The organism is Streptomyces genisteinicus (assembly GCF_014489615.1).
GTDB lineage: Bacteria > Actinomycetota > Actinomycetes > Streptomycetales > Streptomycetaceae > Streptomyces > Streptomyces genisteinicus.
The window spans coordinates 475,180-487,962 of sequence record NZ_CP060825.1; the positions used below are offsets into that span (position 1 = coordinate 475,180).

General features: G+C 76.1%; 11 protein-coding genes and 1 pseudogene. 9 read left to right on the plus strand and 3 right to left on the minus strand.

Going from position 1 to position 12,783, the window contains the following annotated elements; genetic code table 11:
* Nucleotides 1-172: 172 nt before the first annotated feature.
* Nucleotides 173-1,285 (minus strand): ABC transporter substrate-binding protein, encoded by a 1,113-nt coding sequence (locus IAG43_RS02115; protein ID WP_187739038.1) that lies wholly within the window; start codon nt 1,283-1,285, stop codon nt 173-175.
* Between the two features lie 268 nt (nt 1,286-1,553).
* Between IAG43_RS02115 and IAG43_RS02120 the strand changes: the two genes are divergently transcribed.
* A complete protein-coding gene (locus tag IAG43_RS02120) occupies nt 1,554-1,889 on the plus strand; it encodes a YnfA family protein (RefSeq protein WP_187739039.1) in 336 nt (111 codons plus the stop codon).
* Nucleotides 1,890-2,082: 193 nt separating this feature from the next.
* Here IAG43_RS02120 and IAG43_RS02125 read toward each other — a convergent pair whose 3' ends face one another.
* A complete protein-coding gene (locus IAG43_RS02125; protein ID WP_187739040.1) occupies nt 2,083-2,706 on the minus strand; it encodes a hypothetical protein in 624 nt (207 codons plus the stop codon).
* A 228-nt stretch (nt 2,707-2,934) separates the two neighbouring features.
* Here IAG43_RS02125 and IAG43_RS34320 point away from each other — a divergent pair.
* The 8 genes and pseudogenes from IAG43_RS34320 to IAG43_RS02165 form a co-directional block, all read left to right on the plus strand.
* Nucleotides 2,935-3,144: pseudogene (locus tag IAG43_RS34320) on the plus strand (helix-turn-helix domain-containing protein); the annotation flags it as partial.
* An 882-nt stretch (nt 3,145-4,026) separates the two neighbouring features.
* A complete protein-coding gene (locus IAG43_RS02135) occupies nt 4,027-5,019 on the plus strand; it encodes a hypothetical protein (RefSeq protein ID WP_187744788.1) in 993 nt (330 codons plus the stop codon).
* A 90-nt stretch (nt 5,020-5,109) separates the two neighbouring features.
* A complete protein-coding gene (locus IAG43_RS02140) occupies nt 5,110-5,766 on the plus strand; it encodes a class I SAM-dependent methyltransferase (protein WP_187739041.1) in 657 nt (218 codons plus the stop codon).
* Nucleotides 5,767-5,920: 154 nt separating this feature from the next.
* On the plus strand, nt 5,921-6,481 hold the full coding sequence (locus tag IAG43_RS02145) for a DUF5709 domain-containing protein (RefSeq protein WP_223005896.1): 561 nt from the start codon (nt 5,921-5,923) through the stop codon (nt 6,479-6,481).
* Between the two features lie 118 nt (nt 6,482-6,599).
* Nucleotides 6,600-7,109, plus strand: coding sequence for a DUF5709 domain-containing protein (locus IAG43_RS02150; RefSeq protein ID WP_187739042.1), 510 nt, complete (start codon nt 6,600-6,602; stop codon nt 7,107-7,109).
* Between the two features lie 5 nt (nt 7,110-7,114).
* Nucleotides 7,115-7,774: a phosphoribosyltransferase gene (locus tag IAG43_RS02155; protein WP_187739043.1), complete on the plus strand. Its 660-nt coding sequence runs from the start codon at nt 7,115-7,117 to the stop codon at nt 7,772-7,774.
* Nucleotides 7,775-7,834: 60 nt separating this feature from the next.
* Nucleotides 7,835-10,540 (plus strand): SpoIIE family protein phosphatase, encoded by a 2,706-nt coding sequence (locus IAG43_RS02160; protein ID WP_187739044.1) that lies wholly within the window; start codon nt 7,835-7,837, stop codon nt 10,538-10,540.
* 448 nt (nt 10,541-10,988) lie between these two features.
* Entirely contained in the window at nt 10,989-11,636 is a 648-nt protein-coding gene (locus tag IAG43_RS02165; RefSeq protein WP_187739045.1) for a hypothetical protein, read from the plus strand.
* Between the two features lie 57 nt (nt 11,637-11,693).
* Here IAG43_RS02165 and IAG43_RS02170 read toward each other — a convergent pair whose 3' ends face one another.
* Entirely contained in the window at nt 11,694-12,776 is a 1,083-nt protein-coding gene (locus IAG43_RS02170) for a class I SAM-dependent methyltransferase (protein WP_187739046.1), read from the minus strand.
* Nucleotides 12,777-12,783: the final 7 nt, after the last annotated feature.

The window sequence follows — 12,783 nt, forward strand, 5'->3', positions numbered from 1 at the left end:
CTGCGCACGTCCGCACGCGCCTACGGCGCCGGGGCGTGCGCGGGACGGTCCACGGGAGCCGCGCAGGGCCCGGAACCGGCCCGGCGGGTGGGCGGCGGGGCGCGGACGGCACGGGCCCCGGTCCACGGCGCGGGCGGCACGATTACGCGCCGACACCCGCGCGCCCGGAGCCTCAGCCGCCCCGCAGCACACGGAACCGGCCCGGGTCGGACGGGTCACGGTCCACGACCTGGACCGGCGCCCAGGTCCACTGCCACACGCCGGTCCCCGGGGTCCGTGCGAAGCGGACCGGTCCGCGGGTGACCTCGGTCTCCACGCCGCCCCAGTCCACGCCGGTACGGACCCGGTCGGGCCCCTGCTTCCGGAGCACGTCGGCGAGCACGGCGATCGTGTCCCAGCCCTCGAAGCCCACGAACGACGGCTCCCCGCCGAGCCGTCCGCGCAGCGCGCCCGCGACGCGGGTGCCGAGCGGGCCGAGGCGCTCGGGCAGGTAGCGGAGGAACGGGACGGCGGCGCCGTCGGCCCCCAGCGCCTCCGCCCAGCCGGCGAACTCCGGCTGACCGGCCGGGGCTCCGATCAGCAGGTCCGCCAGCCGCCGGTCCCGGCGGACCGCCCCGGCGATCCGCGTCACCGGGTCCGGATACCCGGCCAGCAGCAGCAGGGCGGTCGCATCCCCGTCGGCGAGTGCGTCGCACAGGGCCGGGGGGCCGAGGACGGCCGTGTCGAGCCGGGTGACGGTGCCTCCGTGCGCGCCGAGACGGTCGCGCAGGACACGGGTCCCGGCCGCCCAGTAGACGCTCGCGTCGGCCGCCACGGCGATGTGCCGGTGCCCCGCGTCGAGGAGGTGGTCGGCGTAGATCCGCCAGCCGTGGGACTGCGCCGGGGCGATCCGCGCGACGCCTTCCGCCGGGTGGTCGGTGAGCGCGTCGAGTACCGCGGACGAGCAGAGGAACGGCAGACCGGCCTCGCCGGCGCGGGCGGCGGCGGCCCGGGCGACGACGCTGTGGTACTCCCCCGCCAGTGCCACCACGCCCAGCCCCGCGAGTTCGTCCACGGCGGCCGCCGCCCGTCCCGGGTCGGCGGCGGTGTCCCGGACCACCAGCTCCAGCGGCGTCCCGTCGATCCCGCCGGCCGCGTTGGCGTCGTGCACGCCCTGTTCGAGTCCGGCCAGGAGATGGCGGCCCGCCTCGGTCCATCCGGGCCGGGTCAGTGGAGCGAGCGCGCCGATCCTGACGGCCGGGCCCCCTCGTGCCGCCGTTGCGGGCCGTGCCGACGGCTTGGTCATGAGCCGGTGTCCCCCTGTTCCGACGACGTCTCGCCCCGGCGTGTGCCCGCCGCGTGCCGCGGGCGGGCCCGTGACGGGCGTCCGCCTCCGCACGCCACGGCGGGAGCGTCCCGGTGGCCGTGCCGGCCATTGATCCACTCCGGGCACCGCGGGGCAACCCGTTTTCCGGGCGGCGGCTACCGTGGTGCCGTCCCGGGGCAGGGCACGCCGCCGCGTTCCGCGCCCGCCGGGAGCTGCCACCGCCGTCCGCCCAGAAAGCGCCACCACCGTGCTCGTCGCCCGCTCCGTCGCCCTGTTCGCCGTCGCCGCGCTCTTCGAGATCGGCGGCGCATGGCTCGTCTGGCAAGGACTGCGGGAACACCGGGGCTGGATCTGGATCGGAGCGGGGGTGATCGCGCTCGGTCTCTACGGCGTGGTCGCCACCTTCCAGAGCGATGACAACTTCGGCCGCATCCTCGCCGCTTACGGAGGCGTCTTCGTCGCGGGTTCGATCGCCTGGGGCATGGTCGCCGACGGCTACCGACCCGACCGCTACGACGTGACCGGCGCCCTGATCTGCCTCGCCGGCATGGCCGTCATCATGTACGCGCCCCGCTCCCACTGACCCGCCCCCGCCCGCCCGGCGCCCCGCCTGCCGCGCACGTGCCGGCGCGCGGGCCCGCGGCGTGGGCAGGCGCGACGGGAGGGCAACGGCAGGGCCGCCCCGCGCCGGGAGGGTCCCCGGCCCGGGGCGGCCCGGAGCGGGGCCGTTCCGGCATCCCCGTGCACGCCGGAACAGCCCCGCAGGATCGGGCGGTTCAGTGGAGGCGGGCCACCGCCGTCGCCGTCGTGTGCTTGAAGGCGGCGAGCGGAGCGCCGTCGAGGTCGCCCAGCTGCCCCCACTGCACGACGGTCACGGTGCGTCCGTCGCGGCCGACCGACCACAGGGCGATGTCCGTCGAACCGACCTCCGGGTCGTGGGTGTCGATGCTGTAGACGTTCGCGCCCTCCTCGACGTCGACCGGGCCGTGGTGGAACGCCTCACCCTCCAGACCGGGGTACTCCGCCACGAGCCGGTCGAGGCAGGTCTCGACGGCCTGGCGGAGCCGGTCGGCGAGCTGGGCGGCCTTGGCCGGGGTGGCGGCGACGGTGGTCGTCTGGCGGGCGCCCGTGTCGAGTTCGGTCCTGAAGTCGCGGTACGTCGTGCCGGACGCGGGGGTCGTGCCCGCCGTGCAGAACGACTCGTCGGCCGGCAGCCCCTTGCGCACCGGGTCCGCCGTCCAGGGCGTGCTCGCCGCGGGGAGGTCGCCGGGGGCGAGGAAGCGGGGCGCGGAAGCGGAGTGCGCCGCGGGAAGAGCGACTGCGGGCGCGGCAGCGGCGGCGGTCAGTGCGGCGCTCACGGCGAGAGCGGCGGCGGTACGGATGCGGGTGTTCTTCTTCATGCTGGCGTTCCCCGTTGGTCGTTGCTGTCGAAGGTCCTGCCGTCGAGGGCGTCGTCGCGGCGCTTCCGCCGGCTGCCCCTCGAGACGTCCATCAGCGTCGGCGGGCCGCGCCCGGCGGGCAATGCCCGACGGGCCATCAGGAACGGCGGAACCGTTTCACCCCCGATGACGTGGGGGTTTCACAGAGGGGTGAAATGCGGCCCGGGACGGCCGCGGGAGGGGAACGGCATGACGGACACACCGGGACGGGCGGACGCCGAGGACTTCGCGGCCCGCCTGCACGCACTGCGCGGCCGCTCCGGCCGCAGTTACGAGTCCCTCGCACGCCGTGCCGGCGTCGGCGCGGCGACCCTGCACCGCTGGTGCTCGGGCCGGACCGTGCCGCTGGAGTTCGGCCCCGTGGAACGGCTGGCACGCGTGTGCGGCTGCTCCGCCGACGACGTAGCCGTGCTCCACCGGCTCTGGCTGGCGGCCGACGCCTCCCGCGGGACACGCGCCGAGCCGGCCGGGTCCCGATCGGCCGCCGCGGCGGGCGGCCCCGCTCACGGGGACGCGGACGGCGTGACGTCCCCCGCCGGGGACCCGGCGACCGGCCCTTCCGCGGCGGCGGCCTCTCCCCGTCCGGGCACGCCCGGCGCCACGACGGCCGCCCCGCGGGGCGCGGATGCGGGTCCGGGAGGCGGTGCGGGTCCGGGAGGCGGTGCAAGTCCGTGTCCCGGGGCGGGGGCCGAAACGGGCGCGGGTGAGGGCGCCGGCGAAGGGCGGGGCTCCGGGGCCGGGTCGGAGCCGTACGCGGGCGCAAGGACGCGGGACGCCCCAGGCTCGGGTCCGGGCGCAGGCGGGGGTCCGCGTCCCGCGGGAGGTAACGATCCGTGTGCAGGCGGGGCCGCAGACACCGGCACACGCACGGGCGCTGGGGTCGGCGCGGGCGCGGGTCCGAGTGCCTGCACCGCCCCCGGCGCAAGCACGGGGGCGAGTCCGGGGGTGGAGGCGATGGCCGACACGAGCAGGGGCGCGGTCCCGCGCGTGAGTCCCGGGGAAAGCACAGGCACCGGCACGGACTCGGGCACAGGCGCCGCCACGGGTACGCGCCCGGGCACAGGAGCCGGGGCGGGCGCAGGAGCCGCGGCGGCGGCAACCGCCGCCCCGGCCCCCGCCGCGCGCACACCAGGCCCGCGGCCGGGCGGACCCGCCGACGCGCGGCCGGCCCGTGAGGGCGGCGGTGCGACCACGGGCGGTGCGCCGCGCCCCACGGCGGGCGGGGCCGGCCCCGTCCCGAGCGCCCGCCCCGCGCGCCGGACCTGGCTCACGGTGGCCGCAGTGGCCGCGGTGACCGCCGTCCTCGCGCTCGCCGCCGGGTTCCGGGAGCTCACGGCCGCCACGGACGGCGAGCCGTCGTCGCCCGCGCACGCGGCGACGGCCCCCGCCCCCGCCGTCCCCCCGACGCGCGGAACCTCCCCGTCCGCGTCGCCCTCCCCCGCCCCGCGCCCCTCCCCGGCGGCCGCCGGGGCGACGGGCGCGGGCTCCGCGGAGCCGACCGCGTCCGCCGCGGACGGCCCGGCGGCGGGCGCCGCGCCCCTCGCCTGGACCGCCGACGACCACGTGTGGCAGGGGGCGTGCGGCCACACCTACCTCGTCGGGCGGGGCCCGGCGGCCGTGCCGCCACCGCCGACGCAGTCGGACGCGGCCTCGTGGGCCTCCGCCCTCGGCGCGCGCCACGGCGGGGAGACCCTGGTCCGCGTCACCGTGCAGGGCACCGGCGGGCAGTCCGTGGTCCTGGAGTCGATGGAGGTCCGGGTCGTGCAGCGGCGCACTCCGGAGGCGATGCCCGCGTACCGGATGAGCTCCGGCTGCGGCGGATCGCTCACCCCGCGGCTGTTCGAGGTGGACCTGGACCGTGCGCGGCCGGTGGCGCGCTCCGTTCCCGGCAACGACGCGGGCGTCGTCGTCCCCGCCGTATCCTTCCCGTACACGGTCTCGTCCTCGGACCCCGAGGCCCTGCTGGTCTCGGGGCGTTCCGTCGCCTGCGACTGCGACTGGTTCCTCGACGTGCGGTGGCGGGCGGGCGACCGTTCGGGCACCGTGCGGATCGACGACGGCGGCCGGCCGTTCCGCACGAGCGGGGTGCGGGGCGCACTGCTCGACTACGACTACACGGGGCAGCGGTGGACACCGGACCCCGGCGGCGACGCGACCGCCGGGTCCACCGATTCCGCGGAGTCCGCAGGGCCCACCGGGATCGCCGAGACCACCGGGTCCGCCGCCGAGCCGGGGGCGGGTGGCGGCACAGCACGCAGCGGTGATTTGCCGTAACGGCAAGCTTCTCCGCTCCGGCGACGGGCCGCCGCACCATCGGTCGTGGACGGCGGCTCCCGCCGTCCACGACTGCCGAGGAGCGCATCGATGACCGAGCACCACACCACCGCGGCCGGCGCCGGAGCGGGCGAGGAGTTCTGGGACGCCCGCTACCGGGAGAGCGACCGGATATGGAGCGGCGATCCGAACGCGGCGCTCGTCGCCGAGGTGACGGACCTCCCGCCCGGCAGGGCGCTGGACCTGGGCTGCGGCGAGGGCGGCGACGCGATCTGGCTCGCGCTCCGCGGCTGGCACGTCACGGCGACGGACATCTCGGGCGTGGCCCTGGAGCGGGCGGCCCTGCACGCGCGGGACGCCGGGGTGCCCGAGGGCGCCGTCGAGTGGCAGCGCCACGACCTCGCGGAGTCCTTCCCCGAGGGCGCCTTCGACCTCGTGTCGGCCAGCTACCTCCACACCCCCGGCGACATGCCGCGCGAGGCGGTCCTGCGGCGCGCGGCGGCTGCGGTGGCCCCCGGCGGCGTCCTGCTCGTCACGGGGCACGCGGCCCCCGGTCCGTTCGATCCCCCGGCGCACCACGCCATGCACTTCCCGACCCCCCGCGATGTGCTCGCCTCGCTCGAACTGCCGTCCGACACGTGGCAGGTGGAGCGGGCGGAGGAGTTCGAGCGGACGCAGAAGGGGCCCGACGGGCGTCCGGGGCTGCGCAACGACAACGTGCTCAGGGTGCGCAGGCCCGCCGCCTGACGCGCGGGGCCGCGCCCGGTGGTCGCCGGTGCGGTCGCCGCGGGGCGCCGCCCGGCAGATGATGAAGACGTTGGTGAAGTGCGTCGGGTGCTCCGGCGCTCCTGACGCACCGGGCCACGCGAGAGGGCCCACCGCGCGCCGGAAAGGGAAGGCCATGGCCGACGACACAGGGCGGGACGACGACCAGGGGCGGGGCGACGACGTGTACCAGCCCGAGCACTCCGACACGGGCAACCGTCCCGACGGGGAACTCGACCTGGAGAACGTGATCGGCGAGCGCAGCCTGGACGACATGATGGAGGAGGGCTACTCGCCCCTCGACCGTCCCCTGGTGGTCGGCAGGCACGGCACGACCGGCGAGGAACTGCGGCGCGGCGAGACGCTGGAACAGCGCCTCGCCCAGGAGCTGCCGGAGACCTCCGGGCAGGACGGCGACGGCATCGGCGACCTCGCGGGCGGCGACGGCGAGCCGCTGGACGGCGAGTCCGGGCGTGCGCGGGCGGGCAGGCTGGCGGCCGTGGACGACATCGCGCCGCGCCGCCACAACGACGTGGTCGCCCGGGACGTCGGCATCGACGGAGGCGCCGCGTCGGCGGAGGAGGCCGCGATGCACGTCGTCGACGGCGAGGAGGAGGACGAGCCGGAGCGGTACGTGCCGTCCGCCGCCGACTCCGCGCCGCGACCGCCCGGGAGCACCGGCGGCCCCCTCTCCTGAGGGCCGCGAACCGCGCGGCCCGCGCGATTCGCGCTGTTGAACCGCGCCGGGGCGGGCACCCGGCCCGTACGGGACCGCGAACCGCGCGGTCCGCCAGCGGCCACGAAGGGGAGCGCACATGTCGGACGACACCACGGCGGCGGACCCGGGGCGGAGCGACGACGTCTACCAGCCCGGTCATTCGGACGCCGGAAACCGCCCCAGCGGGGAGCTCGACCCGGAGAACGTGATCGGCGAACGCAGCCTGGACGACACGATGGAGGAGGGCTACTCGCCTCCGGAGCGACCTCTCGGCGTGAACCGCCACGGCACCACGGGCTCGGAGGCCCGCGAGGGCGAGACGCTGGACGACCGGCTCGCCCAGGAGGCGCCGGACACCGCCGTTCCGGACGGCGACGGCATCGGCGACCTGCCGGGCGGCGCCGGCGAGCCCGCCCGCGAGATCACCGGGGACGCCCGGGCGGGCAGGATCGCCCCGGCCGACGATCCCGCGCCCCGCAGGCCGGCCGGCACGGTGGCGCGGGACGTCGGCATCGACGGGGGCGCGGCCTCCGCCGAGGAGGCGGCGATGCACGTCGAAGCGGAGCCCGGCGAGGACGGTGCCGGGGCCGGCGACCGGTGGGAGTGAGCACGATGCGCTTCGGCGACCGCGGGGAGGCGGGGCAGGAACTGGCGGCCAGGCTCCTGGTGCGGCAGCGCGCGGGCGAGCTGCCGGCCCCGTTCGTGCTGGCGCTGCCGCGCGGCGGGGTGCCGGTGGCGGCCGAGGTGGCCCGCGCCCTGGACGCCCCGCTCGACGTGGTCGTGGCGCGCAAGATCGGCGCTCCGTTCGACGTCGAACTCGGTGTGGGAGCCCTGGCCGGAGACGCGCCGCCGCTCTTCGACACCCGGGCGCTCCAGGCGCTCGGGCTGTCCGCCGACGCCCTGCGCGACCGGGTCGGCGCCGAGCGGGCCGAACTGCGCCGCCGCGAGGAGGTGTACCGCGAGGGCCGGCCGGCGCCCGTGCTCCGGGGGCGGACGGCGGTCCTCGTGGACGACGGGCTCGCCACCGGTGTCACGGCGCGGGCCGCGGTGCGGGCCGTACGGGCCATGGAGCCCGGCACGCTGGTGCTCGCGGTGCCGGTGTGCTCACGCGAGGCGGCCGCGGTCCTGCGGGCCGAGGTCGAGGAACTCGTGACGCTGCACACTCCGCACCCGTTCCACTCGGTGGGCAGGTGGTACGCGGACTTCACCCAGGTCGAGGACCGCGTGGTGGTCGCCGCCCTGCGGGACGCCGCCGCGGCGCGGCCGGAGTGAGCGACGGCAGAGGGCGCGTGGAGTTCGCCCGCCGTCTGGGGGAGGTGTAGAAAAGAGCCTATGGCCGCACGCTCCGGCCGCCCGCGCTCGGTTCTGCGCATGAGAACTGTCGCAGGCCAGGTCTTTCTCCTGCAGGTGGCGATCGTGGTGCTGCTGGTCGCGGCCGCGATCGCCGCACTCGTGCTGCAGTCCCGTGCGGGGAGCGAACGCGAGGCGCGCAACCGCTCGGTCGCGGTCGCCGAGACCTTCGCCAACTCCCCCGGCATGGAGGCGGCGCTGCGGAGCCCCGACCCGACGGCGATCCTCCAGCCGAAGGCGGAACGGGCCCGGGAGCGGTCGGACGTCGACTTCATCGTCGTCCTCGACACGGAGGGCATCCGCTACACCCACCCCCTCCCCGACCGGATCGGCAAGCAGTTCGTCGGGAACATCCGGCCCGCGCTCGAGGGCGAGGTGCTGGTGGAGCGGATCACCGGGACCATCGGGCCTCTGGTGCAGGCCGTGGTCCCGGTCCAGGACGCACGCGGCCGGGTCATCGGGCTGGTGTCGGCGGGCGTCACCCTCGACAAGGTCAGCGGCGTCTCGGAGGACCAGTTCCCGCTGCTGTTCGGCGCGGCGGCCGGTGTGCTGCTGCTGGCGATGGGCGGGACCGCACTGGTCACCCGCAGGCTGCGGCGGCAGACCCGCGGCCTGGGTCCCGCCGAGATGACGCGGATGTACGAGCACCACGACGCGGTGCTCCACTCGGTGCGCGAGGGGGTGCTCATCCTCGGCGACGACCGCAGGCTGGTGCTCGCCAACGACGAGGCCCGCCGGCTGCTCGGGCTGTCGCAGGACGTCGAGGGCCGCTCCGTCGGGGAGCTCGGGCTCGATCCGCGCATGTCCCGGCTGCTGGGGTCCGGCAGGATCGCGACGGACGAGATCGTCCCGGTCGGGGACCGTCTGCTCGCCGTCAACCAGCGGACGACCGACCAGGAGGGCGGCCCGCCGGGCACGGTGGCCACCCTGCGGGACACCACCGAGCTCCAGGACCTGACGGGCCGGGCGGACCTGGCGCGCGAGCGGCTGCGGCTGCTGTACGACGCCGGCACGGAGATCGGCACCACGCTGGACGTGCTGCGCACCTGCGAAGAGCTGGCCGGCTTCGCCGTGGGGCGCCTCGCCGACTACGTCAGCGTCGATCTGGCGGAGGCCGTGCTGCGCGGCGAGGAGCCGACGTCGACGGGCGCGGACGTGGACATGCGGCGGGTGGCGTTCGCCGGTCCCGAGGGCAGCGCGCTGTACCCGGTGGGGCATCCGATCCGCTTCACCCCCCGCACCCGGATGGGCAGCGGCCTCGGCCGGGGGGAGGCGGTGCTGGAGGAGGACCTGACGGCGTTCTCCGGCTGGCAGCTCCAGGACCCGCAGCGTGCGCCGATGCTGGTGGACGCCGGGATGCACTCGATGATCGCGGTCCCGCTGCGGGCGCGGGGCGTGGTGCTGGGCGTCGCGATGCTGTGGCGGGCCGGAACCGCGGAGCCGTTCGAGGAGGAGGACCTGTCGCTCGTGGAGGAGCTGGTGGCGCGGGCGGCCGTCAGCGTGGACAACGCCCGGCGCTATTCGCGCGAGCACACGATGGCCGTGACCCTCCAGCGCAGTCTGCTGCCGCGGATGCTGCCCGAGCAGGACGCGCTGGACGTGGCCTACCGGTACCGGCCGGCCCAGGCGGGGCTCGGCGGCCTCGGCGGGGTGGGCGGCGACTGGTTCGACATCATCCCGCTGCCCGGGGCGCGGGTGGCGCTCGTCGTCGGCGACGTGGTCGGGCACGGTCTGCACGCCGCGGCGACCATGGGGCGGCTGCGGACGGCCGTGCACAACTTCTCCAGTCTCGACCTGCCCCCCGACGAGCTGCTGTGGCATCTCGACGAGCTCGTGGCGCGCATCGACCGGGACGAGACGGACGAACGCGGGGAGGCCGGGGTGACCGGCGCGACCTGCGTGTACGCGATCTACGATCCGGTGTCGGGGCGGTGCAGCATCGCGCGGGCCGGGCACCTCCAGCCGGTGATCGTGCACCCGGACGGCAGCGCGGAGTACGCCGACGTGCCCGGCGGCCCGCCCCTGGGCCTGGGCGGCATGCCGTTCGAGACCCTGGACGTCGAACTCGCCGAGGGCAGCCGGCTCGTGCTGTACACGGACGGCCTGGTCGAGGACAGGACGCGGGAGATCGACGAAGGGCTGGAACTGCTGCGGCGTGCCCTGGAACGGCACGCGGAGCTCGCCCCCGAGGAGATGTGCGAGCAGGTGCTGGCCGGCCTGGTGCCGGAGCGGCCGCGGGACGACATCGCCCTGCTGGTGGGACGCACCCGGGTGCTCGCCGGGGAGCGGGTGGCCCGGTGGGAGGTGCCGGCCGATCCGGCGGCGGTGCGCGAGGTGCGGGCGGCGGTGTCGCGGAAGCTGGCCGAATGGGACCTCCAGGAGGCGGTGTTCACCGCAGAGCTGATCCTCAGCGAGCTGGTCACCAACGCGATCCGCTACGCCGCCGGGCCGATCCGGGTCCGGCTCATCCGCGACCGGGCGCTGATCTGCGAGGTGTCCGACCGGAGCAGCACCTCGCCGCATCTGCGGCAGGCGGCGGGGACGGACGAGGGCGGCCGGGGCCTGTTCCTGGTGGCGCAGTTCGCGGACCGGTGGGGCACCCGCTACACGGGCAACGGCAAGGTGATCTGGGCGGAACTGCCGCTCACCCCGTCGGGTGCCGCGCTGCCGGACTTCCCCGGGCTCTGAGCCCGGGACCGGGCACCGGACGGAAGCATTGACCGGGCCCGGGACACAGGCAGCGGACGGAGGCGGTGACCGGGCCGGTTCACCGGTAGCGGCCGGGCGGAAGCGGTGACCGGGCCCGGGACACGGGCGGGGGCACTCACCGGCGGACAAGAACGGGACGGCGACTGCTGCCCGGGCGACAAGAAACGGGACGCGGGACCGTCGCCGCACGGAAACCGGCGGACCGCTCTTGCCTGCCTGGTTACCCGTGCGTAACGTCGTCGGCGCACCGCAGGCCACCGGGCGTTCGAACGCCCCGGCCGCCCTCCGGAACCCGCTCTCCCGGACCGGCACCCGCGTGATCCCGGCCGCTCCGTCCTGGCCGGACGCACGAACCGTCGCACCGTTTACGCGTTCATCCCCGTCGTCCGTGCGCCCCGACGGCGCACCGCCGCACCCAGGAGCCGAAATGAAGCGTCCCAGTCTCCTCCCCGTCCGGGGCCGCAGAGCCGCCGCCCGCGCGGGCGTCGCCCTCGCCGCCGGGCTCGGGCTGCTCGCCACCAGTGCCGGATCGGCGCACGCCGCGCCGGTCAGGCTCGACTACCCGCTCACCGGTCTGACGGTCCTCGAGGGGACGGGCTCCGACCTGGCGCTGGGGCCGGGGACGCTGGAGGTCAACGCCGACCTCAAGCTGGGCACGATGACGGCGAACACCAAACTGCCCGCGGCTCCGGGTGAGTTCAACATGATCGGCATCGTGCCGGTCAGCGTCACCACGGAGTTCATCGAGACCGAGCCCACGGTCGGCACGATCGACCTGAAGACGGGCGCGGTGAACAGCACCACCAAGATGACGCTTCGGCTGAAGAACCTCAAGGTCGCCGGCATCCCCACGCCGGTCGGCAGCCGGTGCCAGACCGAGGTGCCCGCGGAGCTGAACCTGACGTCCGAGCCGGGCTTCAACGCGCTGCGCGGCGGGGTGCTGAGCGGGTCGTACACCATCCCGAAGTTCGAGCACTGCCTGCTGGCCACGCCGCTGATCAACCTGGTCATCCCGGGCGACGGCAACACGATCCGGCTGAACCTGGGTCAGCCGGTCCGTCCGCCGGCCGCCTGACGGTCCCCGTTCCCGCCGTGCGCGCGCACGGCGGGAACGGGTCTGCCGGCCCGCGCCTCACCCGGTGGCGGCGAGGTAGTAGACGTTGAGCGGGTCGCCCTCGACCGTGCGCACGTCGACATGCCCGAAGCCCGCCTCGGCCAGCATCCGCAGCGCGGTCTGCCGGCCCCAGAGCGTGCCGAGCCCGGCGCCGCCGGTGCCGAGCGAGGTCGTCATGCAGTAGAAGACGCTGAAGCCGTAGAGCGCCGGGCCGAAGGGGTGGCCGGTGTTGTCCTCCAAGTTGCTGGACGCCTCGATGTCGGCCATGAGGAACACCCCGCCCCTGCGCAGGGACTTGGCGATGACGGCGAGCGTGCGGGCGGGCTTCGCCAGGTCGTGGATGACGTCGAAGGCCGTGATCAGGTCGTAGGCGCCGTCGATCTCCGTGGAGTCCAGGACCGCGTAGGTGACGTTCCGGAGCCCTCGGGCCGCGGCCTCCGCCCGGCCCGCCGCGACGCCGCTCTCCGACTGGTCGACGCCGTGGAAGGTGCTGGCGGGGAACGCCTCGCCGAGCACGACCGGCGCGTGGCCCTGGCCGGTGCCCACGTCGAGGGCCTCGATCCCGGAGCGCAGGCGCTCCGTCAGTCCGGGGACGAGCGGCACGATGGTGTCCACCAGCCCCCGGTCGTAGACGCGCGCGGTCTCCTCCGCCTGCAGCGCCTGGAAGCGCGGGTACGCGGAGTACGGCACCCCGCCGCCCTCCCGGAAGGCGTGGACGACCTGCTGCTCGACCTCGCCCATCAGCCCGACGTACTGCATCATCCCGGCGAGGTTGTCCGGTCCGGCCGCCGCGGTCAGCGAGGCGGCGTGCTCGGGCGGCAGGCGGTACGTCCGCCGGCGCGGCTCGTACTCCAGGAAGCCGCCGACGACCATGCCGCCCAGCCACTCCCGGACGTAGCGCTCGTCGAGACCGGCCGCGTCGGCGATGTCCCCGGAGGTCGACGGGGGCAGCACCGCCATCGTCTCGAACAGTCCCGTCTGGTGTCCGACGCTGGTCAGCAGGGCGACGGCGCCCTTGTTCAGCACGTCGACGACCTCGGCGGCGAACGCCTCCTGCTTCGCGAGGTCCGGCTGACCGGTCTGCGTTGCGGGGCTCGACATGACTGCT